We start from the raw sequence: 16,933 nt of genomic DNA on the forward strand, positions 1-16,933 counted from the left end.
AACCCATGTCCGACAACACCAACTACGTCAACGAAGTCCGCTACCAGATGGGCAAGGCGAAGATCGCCGAGTTCTCGAACGGCCCCAGCGTCACCGGCACGGTGATGGACACGCTGAACAACGTGGCGCCGCACATGGCGCGCCAGGCGATGGAGTTCGTGCTCGGCGACGTGCTGTCGCGGCCGGGTCTGGATCCGAAAACGCGTGAACTGCTGAACGTGGCCGTGCTCACCGCCATCGGCGCCGCGCTGGAGCTGAAACTCCACACGCACGTGGCGCTGAACGTCGGCTGCACGCGCGAGCAGGTGGTCGAGGCAGTCTCGCAGCAGGCGGTCTACGTCGGCTTTCCGACCGCCATCAACGGCATCAAGGTGCTGGAAGAGGTGTTCAAGGAACGCGACGCCCAGGGCGTGAAGAACTGACGGGCGGTTGAAATCAGCGTGAGATGGCGAGGCAGGATGCCTCGCGCGCAAATCAAATACGGCTGTATTTGATTTGTCGGAGCCACGCCCGGACAGGTGCCGGGCGCGGCCAGTTGAAAAAGGGCAGGACGCCCTTTTTCAATGAACTGACTGCCTCGCCCCTACCAGGGCGAGGCGCCGAACCACGCCCGGTGGTACGCGAACGTGAGTGCGTACAGACCCAGCGCCACCACCACGGCGATCCAGTTGATCTCGCCGAGCACGAGACGATTGCGGCCCTGCGCGATGGCGACGAACGGCAGGTAGGAGGTCTGCCGCGCGAACACCTCCCAGGCCGCGCCGTAACGGCGGCGGTACTTGCGGTCGAGGTTCAGCGGCGCGATCAGGCCCTGAAACGCGAAGCTGCCGAACAGCAGGTGCGAGGCCCAGTCGCCGTTGACGATGAAGTGCGCGAGCCCCCACAGGCCGAGCCCGAACAGGCCCGCGTGGCGGGTGATGCGCACCATGCCGCGCGCCTCGACCTGATCCGGCGGCACGCGACCGAGCGTGGTCGGGTTCTTGTCGGTGGCGCTCGCGCCGAACATCACGAATGCGAGTGCCATCAGCACCCAGCTCAGGGGCTTCAGATTCCCGGCAGTGCCCCAGGTCGGCAGGTTTGGCGCGTGGGCGTAGGCCCAGCCCATCCACACGATGCTCACCGTGATGGTGAGCGCGAAGGCGGCCTTGAACGGCCCTTCGCCCGTCCGGGCGACGATGACGCCCCGCAGCGGACTGCCGGAGACGATCCAGTGCATGCCAAGGAACAGCGCCGTGGCGGCGATCAGCGACTCCATGTCTCCTCCTCCCTGAAGGCCGGTCGGACCCGACCGGCGGCGCGGCGATTGTGCCGCAGTGGCGGTGTGGCTCGCGCCGCAGCACTGCCTTCAGTGCTGGTGTCTGGCCGCGTGCCGGTCGTCGCCGGGCTGCGGTGGCGGGCGCGCCATCCGCACGATGGGCACTGCCTCGCGGTCCGCCACGCACGGTTCGAGCGTGGCGTGCTCCACCCGGAACCGCTCCTGCAACACGGCGCGCACGCGCCGCTTGATCAGCTCGAACGCCGCCAGATCGTCCGCCTCCGGCACCAGGTGCGCCTCCAGCGCCCGCCGGTGCTCGTCGAGGCTCCACACGTGCAGGTGGTGCACGTCGCGCACGCCCGGCGTCGCGCGCAGCGCCGCGGCGATCGCGTCGTACTCCAGGTCGTCCGGCATCGCGCCCATCAGCAGGCGCACCGTGCGCGGCAGCAGCCCCAGCGCCTGCCAGATCACGTAGGCGGAAATCGCCACCGTCACCAGCAGGTCGGCGACGGTGAGGTCGTACAGCAGGATCAGCGTGCCGGCAACGATGACGCCGAGCGACGCCAGCGCGTCGGTCACGTTGTGCAGGAAGGCCGCGCGGATGTTGAGGCTGTGCGCCGCGCCGCGGGCGATGATCAGCGCCGTCAGCGTGTCGATCAGCAGCGCCACGCCGGCCACGATCACCACCGGCCAGCCCTGCACCGGCTGCGGCGACACGAAGCGCGTGATCGCCTCCACCAGCAGGTAACCGCCCACCAGCAGCAGCGCGGTCACGTTGATCAGCGTCGCCACCAGCTCGGCGCGCTGGTAGCCGAAGGTCATCAGCCGGTCCGCCGGGCGACGGGCAATGCGTTGCGCCAGCAGCGCGATGCCCATCGACGCCGCATCGGACAGGTTGTGCAGCGCGTCCGCGATCAGGCCGAGCGAACCCGACAGCACGCCGGCCGCCACCTGCACCACCGTGAGCAGCACGTTGATCGCAATTGCCCACGCGAGGCGGCCGTCAGCCAATGGGCCGTGGGCGTGAGGGTGGTGCGATTCCTCCATGGACGGCCGGCCTACGGATGCGCCGCCCGCAGGTAGGCCGCCAGTGCGGCGCGGTCGGTGTCGGCGATGGCCGGGGCCGGCATGGAGGCCGGCGGCGCCTTCAGCAGGGCCACCAGATCCGCCTGCGCATAGCGGGCGCCGAGGGCATTCAGCACCATGCCGGGCGCGCCCGGCCGGTGGCAGCTGGCGCAGGCCAGCCGATCGAACAGCTCGGCACCCCGCGCCAGCGTGGCATCGGCCCGCTGCGGTGCGCTGAGCCTGTCCAGCGCGGACGGCGCAGGCGCGCGGTCCACGGCAGGCACGGCCGTGCCCGACGCGCGCGGCGGCGCAAACGGCGCCCCCGGCGCCGCGCGCGCCGGATCCCAGGTGATCCGATAGACCGCGCCCGCGTAGTCGTCGGACACGTACACCGCACCGTCCGGCCCGGGCAGCGCGTCCACCGGCCGGCCTGTCACCGTGCCACCCTGCGTAAACCCGACCAGAAAATCGCGCTCGGTGATGGCGCCGTCGGCCGCCCAGTGCAGCGACGACACGCGGTAGCCGGACAGCGCGCTGCGGTTCCACGACCCGTGCTGGCCGACCAGCGCCGCGCGCTCGAAGCCCGGTGGGGCGCGATCGGCGGCAAAGAAGTTGACGGATAACGCCGCCACATGGGCACCGAACGCGTAGGCAGGCGCGATGGGCTGGCGGCCGGCCGCGGCCGGATGACTGCCGAATTCGGGATCCGGCACGTTGTCCGCGTGCCAGAACGGCCAGCCGTAGAAGCCGCCGGCCACGATGCGGTTCAGCTCGTCCGGCGGGTAGTCGTCGCCGAGCAGGTCGCGGCCGTTGTCGACGCTGTAGAGCTCGCCCGTGCCGGGCTGCCAGTCGAAGCCGACCGTGTTGCGCAAGCCCTCGGCGTAGGGCGTGACGGCACCCGTGGCGGGATCGACGCGCAGCATCGCCGCGCGCGGCGTGGTTTCGATGCACACGTTGCAGGACGAGCCCGCGGTTACGTACAGAGCCCCGTCCGGGCCAACGCGCAGCGTGCGCGTGAAGTGCATGCCGCCGCCTGCTAGCGCGGCGACCTGTTCCAGCGGCCCGTTGATCGTGCGCGCCGCGGCATCGAAGCGCACGCGCCGCACGGCGCCGGTTTCGGCGACGTACAGCCAGCCGTCGGCAAGGTCGATGCCGTGCGGCCGGTCCAGGCCCTCCAGCAGCGTGCGCACGCCGTCGGCGCTGCCGTCGCCGTCGGCATCGCGCTCCAGCAGCAGCACCTTGCCGGCGCGCGTGACGCTGACCAGCAAATCGCCGGTTGCGGTGAAGCGCAGCACCCGCGCCGGGCCGAGCCCCTGCGCGTACACACCCAGCGTGAACCCGGGCGCCAGACGCAGCCCGGCGAGGTTCTCCGCTGTCGCCTTCGCGCCGCCGATGCCGGCGATCGCGTGCAGCACCGGGCCGCGCACCGTGACCTGAGAAGTGAGGTACCACAGGCCGAGCGCCAGCAGCAGCGCGAGGACACCGACCGTGCTGGCGACGATTTTCAGCACTCTGCGCATGCGGACCTCGGTAAGCGGCGGCGCGGGGAGCGGATCATCACGTGCTGCGCGCGGCGAGCACGTCCCGCGCGCTGGCGAGCTGCGCTTGCGCCGCCGCGGGGTGGGCCAGCAACGCCCGGTGACGACGCTGCGGCGCCGGGCGCCCCGCCGCCACCGGCAGCGCGATCCGCACCGCATCCGGGTCGTTGCAGATCAGCACGTAGTCGCAGCCGGCATCGAGCGCGCGCCGCGTGCGGGCCGCGAAGTCGCCCGCCCCCGCCGCGCCCGCCATGCCGAGGTCGTCGCTGAACACGGCGCCGTCGAAGCCGAGCTCGCCGCGCAGGATGTCCTCGACCCACCGCCGCGAGAAACCGGCCGGCTGCGCGTCCACGGCCGGGAACAGCACGTGCGCCATCATCACCGACTGGAGGCCCTCGGCAAACAGGCGCCGGTACGGCAGCAGATCAGTGTCGATGGCCTCGCGCGGGCGCTCGTCGATCACCTGCGTCAGATGCGTGTCCGCCGCCACCGCGCCGTGCCCGGGGAAGTGCTTGCCGCAGGCGGCCATGCCGGCCTCGCCCATCCCGGCCATGAAGGCGCCGGCGAGCGCCGCGGCAGTCGCGGCATCCGCATGAAACGCCCGCGCGCCGATGATGTCGCTGACGCCGTAGTCGAGATCGAGCACCGGCGCGAAGCTCAGATCGACGCCGAGTGCCGTGAGCTCCGCCGCCATCACGAGCCCCCCGGCGCGGGCGAGCGCGAGGCCCAGCGCGGCGTCGCGATCGTGCGCGCGACCGTAGGCGGCGGCCGGCGGCAACACGGTGAAGCCGGGCTTGAGACGCTGCACCCGCCCGCCCTCCTGATCGACCGCGATCAGCAGGCGCGGCTCACGCAGCTCGTGAATGTCGGCACACAGCGCCGCGAGCTGCGCGGCGTCCTCGAAATTGCGCTCGAACAGGATGACGCCGCCGATGGCGGGTTCGAGCAGCAGGCCGCGGTCGGCCGGCGTGAGCCGCGGGCCGGGCAGGCCGATGACCAGTGGGCCCGGCGGGAGCGCGTGAGGCATGGCAGTCCTTGGAACAGTTTTCGGGATGGATCAGGCGTCAGGCGTCCGAATGATCGGCCGCCGCAATGCGCGCGCCCCAGTCGGCGGCGCGGGCGAGGATGGTGTCGAGGTCAAGCGTGGCGAGCTGGCGGTCCTTGAGCAACTGCCGGCCGGCCACCCACACGTCGCTCACGGCGTCGCGCCCGGCGGCGTAGATGAGCTGCGAGATCGGATCGTGCACCGGCTGGCAGTGCGGCGCGGACAAATCAACCGCCACCAGATCCGCGGCCTTGCCGGGCACCAGCGAGCCGATGTCGTCGTCAAGCCCGAACGCCTTTGCACCGCCAAGCGTCGCCATGCGCAGCAGCAGCGGCGCCGGCGCCACGGCCGCGTCGCCGGTGGCGAGCTTGGCGAGCAGGCCGGCGGTCTTGAGCTCACCCAGCACGTCGAGGTCGTTGTTGGAGGCCGCGCCGTCGCTGCCGATGGCGACGTTCACGCCCGCCGCCAGCAGCGCCGGCAGCGGGCAGGTGCCGGACGCGAGCTTCATGTTCGATTCCGGGCAGTGCACGATGCTGGCGCCGGCCGCGGCGAGGCTCGCGATCTCGCCCGGCAGCAACTGCGTGGCGTGCACGCCGACCAGGTGCGGCGTGAGCAGACCCAGACCCGCCAGGCGCTCGAGCGGCCGCACGCCGTGGCGGGATTCGCTCTCGGTCACCTCGTGCGCGGTCTCATGCAGGTGGATGTGCACCGGCAGGTCGAGTTCCTCCGCCAGCACGGCGATGTGCTTCAGCGGCGCGTCGCTCACCGTGTACGGCGCGTGCGGCGCAAACGCGGTGCGGATCAGCGGGTGCCCGCGCCAGGCGTCGCGCAGCGCGAGCCCGCGCCGCAGGTAGTCGTCGGCGTCGGTGGCGTAGGCGGTCGGAAAGTCGATCGCGATCAGGCCCACCACCGCCCGCATGCCGGCAGCGGCGGCCGCCTCGGCCGTGTCCTCACCGAAGAAGTACATGTCCGCGAAACACGTGATGCCGGCCCGCAGCATCTCGGCAATGGCCAGCGCCGTGCCGTCGCGCACGAACTCGCGCCCCACGAAGCGCTGCTCGGCCGGCCAGATGTGCTGCTGGAGCCAGGGCATCAGCGGCAGGTCGTCGGCAAGACCGCGCAGCAAGGTCATGGCGGCGTGCGTGTGGGCGTTGACGAGGCCCGGAATCAGCGCGTGATACGGCCGCTCCACCTGCGGCCAGTCGGCGAACTGCTCGCGCGCGGCGGCATCCGGGAGCACGGCGACGATGCGCCCGTCCTCGACCACCACCGCGTGGTGGTGCAGCACCCGCCCGGCCGGCTCCACCGGAATCACCCAGCGGGCGTGGACCACGAAGCGGGCGGCGTCGGTCATCGGCTTGATCCAGGTGGGGAAATGCGCGTGCGCGGCGGAAAAACGGGGTGCTATAGTGCCGGCGCTCATCGCGAATGCAAATCACATGACCCGCAACCGCCAGCTTGACAGCTTGCTCAACGACCGCGCCCCGCGCGGCGCCGTGCTGCGCGCGTCCGTGTCCCTGCCTGGCCGCCCTGGCCTCCTGCTACTCGCGCTGCGACTGCCGTAAGGCAGACACACGCAGCCACGCCCTGGCGAGGGCCACCGACAACGCAATCCCGATTCAAACCTGAAGCACTGCTGCCCCACGGCGGCGGCCGCCCGTAACCCGTCCGGAGACCGGTCATGAGCAAGGACAAGCTGATCATTTTCGACACCACCATGCGCGACGGCGAGCAAAGCCCCGGCGCCGCCATGAGCCGTGAGGACAAGCTGCGCATTGCCAAGGCTCTCGAACGCCTGAAGGTGGACGTGATCGAGGCCGGCTTTCCGGCGTCGAGCCCGGGCGACTTCGCCGCCGTGCAGGCGGTGGCCGAGATCGTGAAGGACTCGCGCGTGTGCGCACTCGCCCGCACCGGCGATGCCGACATCGACCGCGCCGGCGAGGCGCTCAAGCCCGCCGTGGCGCCGCGCATCCACACCTTCATCGCCACCTCGCCGCTGCACATGGAAAAGAAGCTGCGGATGACGCCGGACGAGGTCGTCACCGCCGCCGTGCGGGCCGTGAAACGCGCCCGCCAGTACACGGACGACGTGGAGTTCTCGGCCGAGGACGCCGGGCGGTCGGATCTCGAATTCCTGTGCCGCATCTTCGAGGCGGTGATCGACGCCGGTGCCACCACCATCAACGTGCCGGACACGGTCGGCTACAACCTGCCACACGTGCTCGGCGAGAAGTTCCGCTACCTTATCGAGAACATCCCGAATTCCGACAAGGCCATCTTCTCCGCCCACTGCCACAACGATCTCGGTCTCGCCGTCGCCAACTCGCTGGCCGCCGTGCTGGCCGGTGCGCGGCAGGTGGAGTGCGCCATCAATGGTCTGGGCGAGCGGGCCGGCAACGCGGCGCTGGAAGAAATCGTCATGGCCGTGCGCACGCGCCAGGACTTGTTCCCGTGCGACGTCGGCATCGACACCCGCCATCTGCTCGCCTGCTCCAAGCTGGTGGCGGCCACCACCGGTTTTCACGTGCAGCCGAACAAGGCCATCGTGGGCCTGAATGCCTTCGCGCACGAGTCCGGCATCCACCAGGACGGCGTACTCAAGAGCCGCGAGACCTACGAGATCATGCGCGCGCAGGACGTCGGCTGGCAGGACAACCGCCTCACGCTCGGCAAGCTCTCGGGCCGCAACGCGTTCAAACAACGCATGGCAGCGCTCGGCTTCGAGTTCGCCACCCAGGAGGAGCTGACGGAAGCCTTCCGCCGCTTCAAGGAACTGGCCGACAAGAAGCGCGAGATCTACGACGAAGACCTCATGGCGCTGGTCACCGACATGGACCTGACGCAGGCCAACGAGCGCGTGCGCCTGATCGGCATGAAGGTCTGCGCCGAGATGGGCGAGACGCCGCAGGCGACCGTGACGCTGAGCCTCGACGGCAAGGAGCACACCGCGACCGCCGACGGCGACGGCTCGGTGGACGCCACCTTCAAGGCCATCGAGTCCATCGTGCACTCAGGCGCGGAACTCCAGCTCTACTCGGTGCAGAGCATCACCGCCGGCACCGACGCGCAGGGCGAGGTCAGCGTGCGCCTGTCCCGCGACGGCATGGCCGTGAACGGCGCCGGCGCCGACACCGACATCGTGATCGCGTCCGCCAAGGCCTACGTGAACTGCCTGAACCTGGTGCTGGCTGCGCGCGAGCACGCGGCGGCGGGGGTGTAGGCGCCCTCTCCCGGCCTGCGGCCACCCTCTCCCGCAGGCGGGAGAGGGGTAAATGTCGTCATCGACCCGTCGTTTCTCCCCTCTCCCGCTTGCGGGAGAGGGGCCGGGGGAGAGGGCCTGCAGCCGCTTTGACTCACTCCGCCCGCGGTGTCACAGTCGCCGCCGCCCAATCGATCATTCATTCAGGGAGGAGAACGATGAGCGGACAACTCGACGGCAAGGTCATCTGGGTCACCGGCGCCGGGCGTGGTCTTGGCCGGGCCTATGCCGAGGGCCTGGCGGCGGAAGGCGCCGTGGTGGCGGTGAGCGACATCGCCGGCACGGACGAGGCGGTCGCGGCCATCCGCGCGGCCGGCGGCAAGGCGGCGGGCTTTGTGTGCGACGTGACCGACGAAGCCGCCGTGCTGCGCTGCGCGGCCGACATCAAGGCCCAGCTTGGCCCCATCGACGGGCTGGTCAACAACGCCGGCATCTACCCCTTCGGCCCCATCGAGCAGACGGACGCCGCGTTCCTGGAGCGCATCTTCCGCATCAACGTGTTCGGCAGCTTTCACTGCATCCGCGCCGTGGTGCCGGATATGAAGGCCCGCCGCGGCGGCAAGATCGTGAACATCACCTCCGCCACCTTCCACACCCCGCCGCCGATGCTCAGCGCCTACGTCGCCACCAAGGGCGCGGTGATCGGCATGACGCGCTCGCTGGCGCGCGAGCTAGGCGAGTTCAACATCAACGTCAACGTGATCGCGCCCGGCCTCACCGAGACGCCCGGCGTGGCCGAGGCGCCCATCGCCGGCGACATGTGGACCGGCATCCTCGCCGCGCAGTGCTTCAAGCGCCGCGAGCAGCCGGCGGACCTGGTCGGCACGGTGGTCTTCCTGTGCTCGCCAGCGAGCGACTTCATCACCGCGCAGACCATCAACTGCGACGGCGGTATGGGAGTGCATTGAGTCGGTGATTCGACCTGAGGCTGGCCTCCCACGCGAATAGAGACTGTGGGAGCGCCGCCCCCGGCGCGAAATCTCCAGCCGACCATTCGGCCCGAGGGCGGGCCTCCCACATCCGCTTCGAGTGTGGGAGCGGCGCCCCCGCCGCAAAGCCTCCGCCAATCGCTTCGCCACCCACCCTGCAGGCATCGCCCATGCCCACGCCAAACCCCGCCACGCAGCTCGACATGTACCGGCGCATGCTGCGCATCCGCCGCTTCGACGAGACCGTCAAAACCCTGTTCGACCGCGGCCGCATTCCGGGCTCGGTGCACCTGTCGATCGGCCAGGAGGCCGAGGTGGTCGGCGCCTGCATGGCGCTGCGCGGTGACGACACCATGGTCGGTAACCACCGCTCGCACGGTCATCCCATCGGCAAGGGCGCGGCGCTGGGTCCGCTGCTGGCGGAGATTCTGGGCAAGGCGACCGGCGTCAACGGCGGCAAGGGCGGGTCGATGCATCTGGCCGATTTCTCGGTAGGCAGTCTTGGCGAGAGCAGCATCGTCGGCTCCGGCCTGCCGGTGGCGGTGGGCGCCGCACTCGGCCTGCAAATGCAGGGCAGCGACCGGGTGTGCCTGTGCTTTTTCGGCGACGGTGCGTCGAACGAGGGCTACTTCCACGAGGCGCTCAACATCGCGTCGGCCTGGCAAGTGCCGGTGGTGTTCCTGTGCGAGAACAACGGCTACGGCGTGACCACGGCGTTCGGTCGCGTCAGCCGCAACACGGACGTGGCACGCCGCGCGGCGGCCTACGACATGCCGGGCGATATCGTCGACGGCCAGGATGCACTCGCCGTACACGCGGCGGTGAGCGCGGCCGTGGCCCGCGCCCGCGCCGGCGGCGGCCCCGCGCTGATCGAGGCCAAGACCTACCGCTACCCGCACCACTCCGAAGGCCCGCTGTACGACGGCATCCCCTACCGCGATCCGGGCGAGCTCGCCGCCTGGCGGGAGCGCGACCCGCTGCCGCTGTTCGCCGCGCGGCTCCTCGAAACCGGTGTCGCTGACGCCGCCGCGATCGCCGCCATCGAGGCGGACGTCACCGCCGAGGTGGCCGCCGCGCTTGAATTCGCCGAGCAAAGCCCGTGGCCGGACCCGGCCGAGGCGCATCGGGGCCTCTACCGCACGCCGATCGGAGCCGGCCATGCGTGAGCTGACGTTTCTGGAAGCCATCCGCGAGGCGCAGGAGCAGGAGATGGCACGCGACCCGCGCGTGTTCATCCTGGGCGAGGACGTGTCCTTCAACGTGTACGGCTCGACCGGTGGCCTTGCGACACGTTTTGGCCTGGATCGCGTGCGCGACACGCCGATCAGCGAGGCCGGCTTTGCCGGCGTGGCGGTCGGCGCGGCGCTGGTTGGCATGCGGCCGATCGTCGATTTCACCATCGCGTCGTTCATGTATCTGGCCATGGATCCGCTGGTCAGCATGGCCGCCAAAACGGCCTACATGTACGGCGGGCAGGCGCACGTGCCGGCGGTGTTCCGCGCCGCGCTGTTCTACAACGGCGGTCTTGCGGCACAGCACTCGGACCGCAACTACGCCATGTTCATGCAGGTGCCGGGGCTGAAGATCGCCGTGCCGAGCAGCCCGCACGACGCCAAGGGCTTGCTGAAGTCCGCCGTCCGCGACGACGACCCGGTGCTGGTGTTCGAGGACGGCGCGCTGTGGGGCGCCCGTGGCCCGGTGCCGCAGGACGATTACCTCACGCCCTTCGGGCAGGCCGCCGTGCGGCGCGAGGGCAGCGACGTGACGGTGGTCGCGATCGGCTCGCGCGTGCGCGAGGCGCTTGCCGCCGCCGACACGCTGGCCGGCGAGGGCATCTCGCTCGAAGTCATCGACCCGCGCACGCTGGTGCCGCTCGACCGGACGACGATTCTGGAATCGGTCGCGAAAACCGGCCGCGCGCTGGTGGTGGACGTCGGCCACCGAAGCTGCGGCGTGGCCGGCGAGATCCTCGCCAGCATCGCCGAGGACGGCTTCTGGTCGCTGCGCGCGCCCTTGAAGCGCCTGACCGCGCCCGACATGCAGATTCCGTTCTCGCCCGCGCTCGAAAAGGGCTTCTACCCGCAGGCCGCCGACATCGTGGCCGCCGCGCGCGACCTCGTGCAGGGCTGATCGCCGTGGCGCACGAGGTGCTGCTGCCGCAGTGGTCCATGGGCATGCAGGACGGCCAGATCACGCGCTGGCTGAAACAGCCCGGCGACACCGTGGCCGACGGCGAGGTGATCGCCGAGGTCGAGTCGTCCAAGGTGGCGAGCGAACTGCTCGCCGACCGCGACGGCGTGTTCCTGCGCGCGCTGGTGGCGGTCGATGAGCTGGTGCCGGTGCGCACCGCGCTGTGCCTGATCGGCACCGCCGACGAGCTGACGGGCGAAGCGCCCGCCCGGCCGGCGGCAGCGCCAGCGCCGAGCGCATCCAGCACGGACAAGCCCCCTGCCCCGCCGCTGGCCGCGCAGGCGCAGATCACGCCCCGCGCCCGCAAGCTGGCAATGGACCACGGCATCGATCTTGCCGCCGTGCGCGGCAGCGGCCCTGGCGGGCGCATCGTGGAGACCGACGTCGAGGCCTTGCTCGACACCGACGGGCCGCCGCCCTACTCCCTGCGCCAGCGCCGCGGCCGCATCGCCGAGCGCCTGCTCACCAGCCTGCGCGAGACGGCGCAGCTCACGCTGACGCGCGACATCGACGTTACCGAACTCGCCCTGTTTCGTGCGCAGGCAACACCCAAGCCGGGCTGGGGCGACCTCATCGGCTGGGCGCTAGGCCGCGTGCTGCCGCGCCACCTGCGCCTTAACGCCACCGTTCAGGGAGATCTGGTCCGGCCATCCAGCGCGGTGCATCTCGGCTTCGCGGTCGCGCTCGACGACCGGCTCGTCACGCCCGTGATACGCAACGCGGACGCCCTGTCGCTGGCGGACTTCACCCGGCGCGCCGCAGAACTCACGGCCCGCGCCCGCAGCGGCACCCTTCAACCCGGCGACGTCGACGGCGGCACGTTCACCGTGTCGAACCTCGGCGGGCACGGCATCGACGCCTTCACGCCCATCGTGAATCCGCCGCAGGTGGCGATTCTGGGCCTCGGCCGCGTGCGCGAGGTGGCGGCACGGGACGGCGCCGGCATCGCCTGGCGACAGTGCTTCACGGCCAGTCTGACCTTCGACCACCGCGTGACGGACGGCGTGCCGGCGGCGCAGTTGCTCGCCGACCTCGCGCAGTTCCTGGCTACGCCGGGTAGCTGGCTGCCATCGCACTGAGTCCATGGCGCGCGCGCCCGCAGCTCAGCCCGTCTCGTTCTGCGGCACCGCCAGCAGCGGCTGCGCGATCGCCTCGCGGCGAATCAGCTCGCCGGGGGCGAAACCCGCCCGCGAGGCGGCGGCCTCATCCAGCAACAGCGCATCGATCAGGGGCGCCAGCGTCACGGCCTGCGGGTCGACCAGCAGCGCCCAGCGCCGCCCTCCTCTGGACGCGTCCACCAGACCGACCCAGCCGATCCGCTGTAGCAGCTCCAGCACCACGTCCATGCGTCGCGGGTCCGCACCGAGGCCCCGCACCAGCTGCGCCATGCCCAGCCCACAGGGCGGCTGCGCGCGGTGGGCCGCCAGGCGCCGCGCCACCTGCACCGCCAGCAGAAAATCGCCGCCCGCGCCCGGCTCGGGCCCGAGCCCGCCGGCGCGCAACGCGGGCAACCACGCCGACACCAGCGCCCCACCCAATACCACAAGCCAGCTCCAGTAAATCCAGATCAGCGCCAGTGGCAGCGTGGCAAACGCCCCGTAGACGGCCTCATAAGTCGGCAGGCGACCGATGTACCAGGCAAAGCCGCGGCTCGCCACGTTGAAGGCCACGGCGGCCAGCAGCCCGCCGGCGAGCGCGTCGCGCCACAGCACCTCGGTGTTCGGGATCACCCGGTAGACCACCCCGAACAAGGCACCCATGAGCAGCCAGGACACCAGCGTCCCGAGCGCCGCCGTGGCACCCGGAATGACGCCGAGCCACCCCGACGACACGGCGGCCGCCAGCGACAACTGCCCGAGCGCGAAGGCCACCAGCAGCGGCCCCGCAGTGAGCCAGGCCCAGAACAGCATCACCCGCTGCGCCAGCGGCCGCGACCGTGGCGTGCGCCAGATCATGTTCAGGGAGCGGTCGATGGTGAGCAGCAGCAGCGTGGCGGTGACCAGCAGACCAATCACGCCCGCGGCCCCGAGCCCGGCCGCCTTCTCGGCAAACTGGTTCAGGTAATCGAAGACGGTACGGGCGATGTTGGGTGGCAACAACGCCTCGGCAAACCACGCCTGCAACTGGCCCTGCAATCGATCGAAGGCCGGAAAGGCAGTGAACAGCGCCAGCATCACCGCCAGCAGCGGCACCAGCGAAATGACGGTAGTGAAGGTAAGGCTGGCAGCCGCCTGCGTGATGCGTTCCTGCGACAGACGTCGGGCGAGAAAGCGCAGCCCGGACAGGAGCTGACGAAACCTTGAGTGCGCGGCCGCGGTCACTGCATCAGCCGCCGAAGGCCACCGTCGGCGCGCGGCGCGGCGGCCGGGCGACGACGGCGCGGACCCGACACCTCACTCCTTGAGGAAGTCCAGGCACAGCTTGTTGAACAGCGTGGCCTTCTCGTACTGCACCCAGTGGCCGCACTGCGAGAACACGATCAGGCGCGCGTTGTCGCACTCCTTCATGATCTCCATGCCGGATTCGACCGGGCAGGCGCGGTCGTCGCGACCCCACAGCACCATCATCGGCAGATTCTTCAGGATCGGCAGGCGCGGGCGCAGGTCGCCGATCGACAGCGTCTGGAACACCCGCGCCGGCTGCGTGCAGGCCACCTCGTAGCGCTCGTTGACCAGCTGCTCGGTCACGTCATCCTTGGAGTACGCCATGTACTCCAGGAACCGCTTGAGCTTGTCCTTGCTGAAGCCGCCCTCTTCCTGGCCGAGCTCCTTCAGCTTCTGGATGGCCGGCATGGCGAGATAGCGCTCCATCGGGCCAATGCCGCCCGGGCCCATGACCACCAGCTTCTTCACGCGCTGCGGGTTGTCCTGCGAGAAGCGGATCGACATGGCGCCGCCCATGGAATTGCCGACCAGCGTCACCTTGTCGAGGCCCAGGTGGTCGAACAGCTTGTTCAGGCACTCCATCAGCGTTTCGAAATCGAAATTCCCGTCGGTGGGCTTGGACGACAGGCCGTAGCCGAAGGCATCCGGCGCGATGGCGCGGTAGCCGGCATCCGCGAACACCTGAAGGTTGTGCTGCCAGTTGGTCCAGCCGCCAGCGCCCTGCCCGCCGCCATGCAGAAAGATCACCGGCTCGCCCTTGCCGATGTCGTGGTAGTGCAGGCGGTTGCCATTGCCCATGTCGGCGTAGTTGGCGACCTTGTTGTACTGGTATTCCATCGTTGTCTCCTCCGGGTTGGTTCGTATCGTTCAGTCGTCGTCGTTGTCCACCAGCGGCGCGTCGTTGTCGACGAGCTCCCGCAGCTCCTTGCCTGGCTTGAAGTGCACCACGTGCCGCTCGCCGAGCGGCACCGCGGCGCCGGTCTTCGGATTGCGTGCCAGCTTGGGACGCCGGTAATGCAGGCTGAAGCTGCCGAAGCCGCGAATCTCGATGCGGCCGCCGTGCGCCAGGGCGTCGATCATCTGCTCCTGCAGCAGCTTGACCGCCAGCTCCATGTCCTTCGGCGACAGGCCTTCGAGTTCCTGGGACAGCAATTCGATAAGTTGGGAGCGGACCACTGCGGAATGGCTCTTGATTGTTCGGGGGCCTACCGCCACGCGGTACGGCGCAGGATTCTAAATCCGATTCAACCGCTTGTGGATTCTGATCAAGTGCGGCGGCGCGCCGCCTCAGGGCCGGCTTGCTACCATGCGGGCCATCTTAACCGCCGCCCGGGAGTTGCCGTCATGCCCACCGACCCGCTGAACGTCCACAAGGTGCTGGTGCCGCTCGATTTCTCCGACCCGTCGCAACAGGCCATCCAGTATGCCCGCCGGTTCGCCGCGCCGAGCAATGCGGAGCTGCTGCTGCTGTACGTGATCGAGCCGGTTGCCTACCCGGCCGAGCTCGGCGTCGTCGTCAACCTCGACGCGGATCTTGCCGAACGCGCGCTCGGCGAGCTCGAAAAACTCCGCCAACAGCACCTGGGCGACTACCCGCGCGCGCGCTGCGTGGTGCGCAGCGGCGTTGCTGATGCGGAGATCGTCAGCACCGCGCGGGACGAGCACGTCGAGTTGATCGTGATCGGCACGCACGGTTTCTCGGGCCTGAAACACCTGCTGCTCGGCAGCACCGCCGAGCGGGTGGTGCGCGACGCGCCGTGCCCGGTGCTGACCGTGCGGCATCACCCCGCCAAGGCCTGAGCCGGCCGCAGCCGGGGCCGGGGCACCATCTGCACGGCAACCGCCGCCAGCACCGCCGCCCCGCTGAACAGCAGCACGCCCGGCCGGTAGCTGTGCGTGAGTTCCAGCAGGCGGCCGAGTGCCGACACGGTGACGAACGCGCCGAGCGCGCCGGCTGAGTTCACCACCGCAATCCCGACCGCCGCCATGGCCGGCGGGATGGTTGCCGTGACCAGACCCCAGAAGCAGCTGAACGCCGCCCCGGCGCCGAGCAGCGCCACGAACATCGCCATCAGCAGTTGCCCGGTGGTGCTGGAATACGCCATGCCGACGTAGCCGGCCGCCGCCACCAGCGCGCCCAGCGACACATGCCAGTGCCGCTCGGCGGTGCGATCCGAATGCCGCCCCCACAGGATCAGCGCCGCGCCGAACAGCAGGTATGGCGCCCCCACCAGCCAGCCGACCGCGGTGGCGCTCATCTGCGCATCGAGCGCGTGGGCAAGTTTCGGAGCCCAGAAAATTACTCCGGTGAACGCGCCGAGGAACATGAAATACGCCAACCCCAGCAACAGCACGGTGGGATGGAACATCTGACGTAGCGTGCCGTGCGCCACGGCCGGCGCCGCCGCGCGGTCCGCCGCCAGCGCGCCTTCTATCCAGCGCCGTTCGTCCGCGGCCAGCCAGCGCGCCTCGGCCGGCCGGTCCGGCAGCGTCATCAGCACCACCAGGCCGAGCAGCACCGTCGGCAGCCCCTCCACGATGAACAGCCACTTCCAGCCGGCGAGGCCCGCGAGGCCGTTCATGTTGTCCATGATGGCGCCGGACAGCGGGCTGCCCAGCAGGCCTGCCACGGCCAGCGCCAGGGCGAACTGCCCGATTGCCGTGGCCCGGTCGGCGCTGCGAAACCAGTACGTCAGGTAAAGGATGATGCCCGGGTACAGGCCCGACTCGGCCACGCCCAGCACGAAACGCATCACGTAGAACTGCGTGGGCGACGTGATGGCCGCCATCGCCGCCGACACCGCGCCCCAGATCAGCATGATGCTGCCGATCAGCCGCCGCGCGCCGACACGCTCCAGCAGCTTGTTGGCCGGCACCTCGAACAAGAAGTAGCCGAAAAAAAACAACCCGGCGCCGAGACCGTACACGGCGTTCGAGAACCCGAGATCCTCGTTCATCGTCAGTGCCGCGAAGCTGACGTTCACCCGGTCCAGGTGCGCCAGGATGTAGATCACGATCAGCAGCGGAATCAGCCGCAGGCTGATCTTGCGCCGCACGCCGTCGGCCATCGCCTGGTCGGTGCCAGTCATCTCCCCTCCTTGCCCTTGCATTTATGTGTGTCTGCGCCGGCCCTCGCCGCAGCGCCGCCGCATCATAACTGGCGCCGGACAGCGGCCGCACAGGGCGCCCGCCTCCCCCGCGTGCAACGTCAGAACCCGCGCCCGAGACCGGTCGTTGCACAGCGCCTGGTCGCGCGGCCGGCCGCTGT

Annotated in this window: 17 protein-coding genes; 8 read left to right on the plus strand and 9 right to left on the minus strand. The window is 70.2% G+C overall.

The window, feature by feature from the left end; translation table 11 throughout:
* The first annotated feature begins 5 nt into the window (after positions 1–5).
* Positions 6–422 carry a carboxymuconolactone decarboxylase family protein gene (locus tag AB7F93_RS00300; RefSeq protein ID WP_428300869.1) on the plus strand — a complete coding sequence of 139 codons (417 nt, stop codon included), beginning with the start codon at positions 6–8 and terminating at the stop codon, positions 420–422.
* A 161-nt stretch (positions 423–583) separates the two neighbouring features.
* On the opposite strand, the gene AB7F93_RS00305 is transcribed toward AB7F93_RS00300, so the two are convergent.
* From AB7F93_RS00305 to AB7F93_RS00325, 5 genes are all read right to left on the minus strand, one after another.
* The gene (locus AB7F93_RS00305; RefSeq protein WP_428300870.1) at positions 584–1,255 is read right to left on the minus strand and encodes an NnrU family protein; all 672 of its coding nucleotides are present in this window, start codon (positions 1,253–1,255) and stop codon (positions 584–586) included.
* 90 nt (positions 1,256–1,345) lie between these two features.
* The gene (locus AB7F93_RS00310) at positions 1,346–2,302 is read right to left on the minus strand and encodes a cation diffusion facilitator family transporter (protein WP_428300871.1); all 957 of its coding nucleotides are present in this window, start codon (positions 2,300–2,302) and stop codon (positions 1,346–1,348) included.
* Positions 2,303–2,313: 11 nt separating this feature from the next.
* The gene (locus AB7F93_RS00315) at positions 2,314–3,840 is read right to left on the minus strand and encodes a PQQ-dependent sugar dehydrogenase (RefSeq protein WP_428300872.1); all 1,527 of its coding nucleotides are present in this window, start codon (positions 3,838–3,840) and stop codon (positions 2,314–2,316) included.
* A 37-nt stretch (positions 3,841–3,877) separates the two neighbouring features.
* A complete protein-coding gene (gene nagZ, locus AB7F93_RS00320) occupies positions 3,878–4,885 on the minus strand; it encodes a beta-N-acetylhexosaminidase (protein WP_428300873.1) in 1,008 nt (335 codons plus the stop codon).
* 37 nt (positions 4,886–4,922) lie between these two features.
* Positions 4,923–6,257: a TRZ/ATZ family hydrolase gene (locus tag AB7F93_RS00325; protein ID WP_428300874.1), complete on the minus strand. Its 1,335-nt coding sequence runs from the start codon at positions 6,255–6,257 to the stop codon at positions 4,923–4,925.
* 85 nt (positions 6,258–6,342) lie between these two features.
* On the opposite strand from AB7F93_RS00325, the gene AB7F93_RS00330 reads away from it, so the two are divergent.
* From AB7F93_RS00330 to AB7F93_RS00355, 6 genes are all read left to right on the plus strand, one after another.
* Positions 6,343–6,468 (plus strand): hypothetical protein, encoded by a 126-nt coding sequence (locus tag AB7F93_RS00330; protein WP_428300875.1) that lies wholly within the window; start codon positions 6,343–6,345, stop codon positions 6,466–6,468.
* Positions 6,469–6,584: 116 nt separating this feature from the next.
* Positions 6,585–8,123, plus strand: a complete 1,539-nt coding sequence (locus AB7F93_RS00335) for a 2-isopropylmalate synthase (protein ID WP_428300876.1) — start codon at positions 6,585–6,587, stop codon at positions 8,121–8,123.
* Positions 8,124–8,320: 197 nt separating this feature from the next.
* Positions 8,321–9,070 (plus strand): SDR family NAD(P)-dependent oxidoreductase, encoded by a 750-nt coding sequence (locus AB7F93_RS00340; protein WP_428300877.1) that lies wholly within the window; start codon positions 8,321–8,323, stop codon positions 9,068–9,070.
* A 191-nt stretch (positions 9,071–9,261) separates the two neighbouring features.
* The gene (locus AB7F93_RS00345) at positions 9,262–10,257 is read left to right on the plus strand and encodes a thiamine pyrophosphate-dependent dehydrogenase E1 component subunit alpha (protein ID WP_428300878.1); all 996 of its coding nucleotides are present in this window, start codon (positions 9,262–9,264) and stop codon (positions 10,255–10,257) included.
* Positions 10,250–11,221 carry an alpha-ketoacid dehydrogenase subunit beta gene (locus AB7F93_RS00350; protein ID WP_428300879.1) on the plus strand — a complete coding sequence of 324 codons (972 nt, stop codon included), beginning with the start codon at positions 10,250–10,252 and terminating at the stop codon, positions 11,219–11,221. Before AB7F93_RS00345 ends, AB7F93_RS00350 begins: the two co-directional genes overlap by 8 nt.
* A gap of 5 nt (positions 11,222–11,226) precedes the next feature.
* Positions 11,227–12,360, plus strand: a complete 1,134-nt coding sequence (locus tag AB7F93_RS00355) for a dihydrolipoamide acetyltransferase family protein (protein WP_428300880.1) — start codon at positions 11,227–11,229, stop codon at positions 12,358–12,360.
* Positions 12,361–12,384: 24 nt separating this feature from the next.
* Here the strand turns inward: AB7F93_RS00355 and AB7F93_RS00360 are convergent, their stop codons facing one another.
* The 3 genes from AB7F93_RS00360 to AB7F93_RS00370 all read right to left on the minus strand — a co-directional run bounded on the left by AB7F93_RS00360 (position 12,385) and on the right by AB7F93_RS00370 (position 14,841).
* A complete protein-coding gene (locus AB7F93_RS00360; protein WP_428300881.1) occupies positions 12,385–13,602 on the minus strand; it encodes a YihY family inner membrane protein in 1,218 nt (405 codons plus the stop codon).
* 72 nt (positions 13,603–13,674) lie between these two features.
* Positions 13,675–14,502 (minus strand): alpha/beta fold hydrolase, encoded by an 828-nt coding sequence (locus AB7F93_RS00365; RefSeq protein ID WP_428300882.1) that lies wholly within the window; start codon positions 14,500–14,502, stop codon positions 13,675–13,677.
* 30 nt (positions 14,503–14,532) lie between these two features.
* On the minus strand, positions 14,533–14,841 hold the full coding sequence (locus AB7F93_RS00370; RefSeq protein ID WP_428300883.1) for an HU family DNA-binding protein: 309 nt from the start codon (positions 14,839–14,841) through the stop codon (positions 14,533–14,535).
* Between the two features lie 168 nt (positions 14,842–15,009).
* Between AB7F93_RS00370 and AB7F93_RS00375 the strand changes: the two genes are divergently transcribed.
* Positions 15,010–15,465, plus strand: a complete 456-nt coding sequence (locus AB7F93_RS00375) for a universal stress protein (protein WP_428300884.1) — start codon at positions 15,010–15,012, stop codon at positions 15,463–15,465.
* Here the strand turns inward: AB7F93_RS00375 and AB7F93_RS00380 are convergent.
* On the minus strand, positions 15,447–16,754 hold the full coding sequence (locus tag AB7F93_RS00380; RefSeq protein WP_428300885.1) for an MFS transporter: 1,308 nt from the start codon (positions 16,752–16,754) through the stop codon (positions 15,447–15,449). The genes AB7F93_RS00375 and AB7F93_RS00380 overlap by 19 nt on opposite strands.
* Positions 16,755–16,933 lie beyond the last annotated feature (179 nt).

The sequence above is a fragment of the Immundisolibacter sp. genome (assembly GCF_050250495.1).
In the GTDB taxonomy this organism is placed as follows: domain Bacteria; phylum Pseudomonadota; class Gammaproteobacteria; order Immundisolibacterales; family Immundisolibacteraceae; genus Immundisolibacter.

Coding starts and splice junctions, on each gene's coding strand:
- AB7F93_RS00300 (WP_428300869.1), top strand. CDS start 6: ATGTCCGACAACACCAACTACGTCAACGAAGTCCGCTACCAGATGGGC.
- AB7F93_RS00305 (WP_428300870.1), bottom strand. CDS start 1,255: ATGGAGTCGCTGATCGCCGCCACGGCGCTGTTCCTTGGCATGCACTGG.
- AB7F93_RS00310 (WP_428300871.1), bottom strand. CDS start 2,302: ATGGAGGAATCGCACCACCCTCACGCCCACGGCCCATTGGCTGACGGC.
- AB7F93_RS00315 (WP_428300872.1), bottom strand. CDS start 3,840: ATGCGCAGAGTGCTGAAAATCGTCGCCAGCACGGTCGGTGTCCTCGCG.
- nagZ (WP_428300873.1), bottom strand. CDS start 4,885: ATGCCTCACGCGCTCCCGCCGGGCCCACTGGTCATCGGCCTGCCCGGC.
- AB7F93_RS00325 (WP_428300874.1), bottom strand. CDS start 6,257: ATGACCGACGCCGCCCGCTTCGTGGTCCACGCCCGCTGGGTGATTCCG.
- AB7F93_RS00330 (WP_428300875.1), top strand. CDS start 6,343: ATGACCCGCAACCGCCAGCTTGACAGCTTGCTCAACGACCGCGCCCCG.
- AB7F93_RS00335 (WP_428300876.1), top strand. CDS start 6,585: ATGAGCAAGGACAAGCTGATCATTTTCGACACCACCATGCGCGACGGC.
- AB7F93_RS00340 (WP_428300877.1), top strand. CDS start 8,321: ATGAGCGGACAACTCGACGGCAAGGTCATCTGGGTCACCGGCGCCGGG.
- AB7F93_RS00345 (WP_428300878.1), top strand. CDS start 9,262: ATGCCCACGCCAAACCCCGCCACGCAGCTCGACATGTACCGGCGCATG.
- AB7F93_RS00350 (WP_428300879.1), top strand. CDS start 10,250: ATGCGTGAGCTGACGTTTCTGGAAGCCATCCGCGAGGCGCAGGAGCAG.
- AB7F93_RS00365 (WP_428300882.1), bottom strand. CDS start 14,502: ATGGAATACCAGTACAACAAGGTCGCCAACTACGCCGACATGGGCAAT.
- AB7F93_RS00375 (WP_428300884.1), top strand. CDS start 15,010: ATGCCCACCGACCCGCTGAACGTCCACAAGGTGCTGGTGCCGCTCGAT.
- AB7F93_RS00380 (WP_428300885.1), bottom strand. CDS start 16,754: ATGACTGGCACCGACCAGGCGATGGCCGACGGCGTGCGGCGCAAGATC.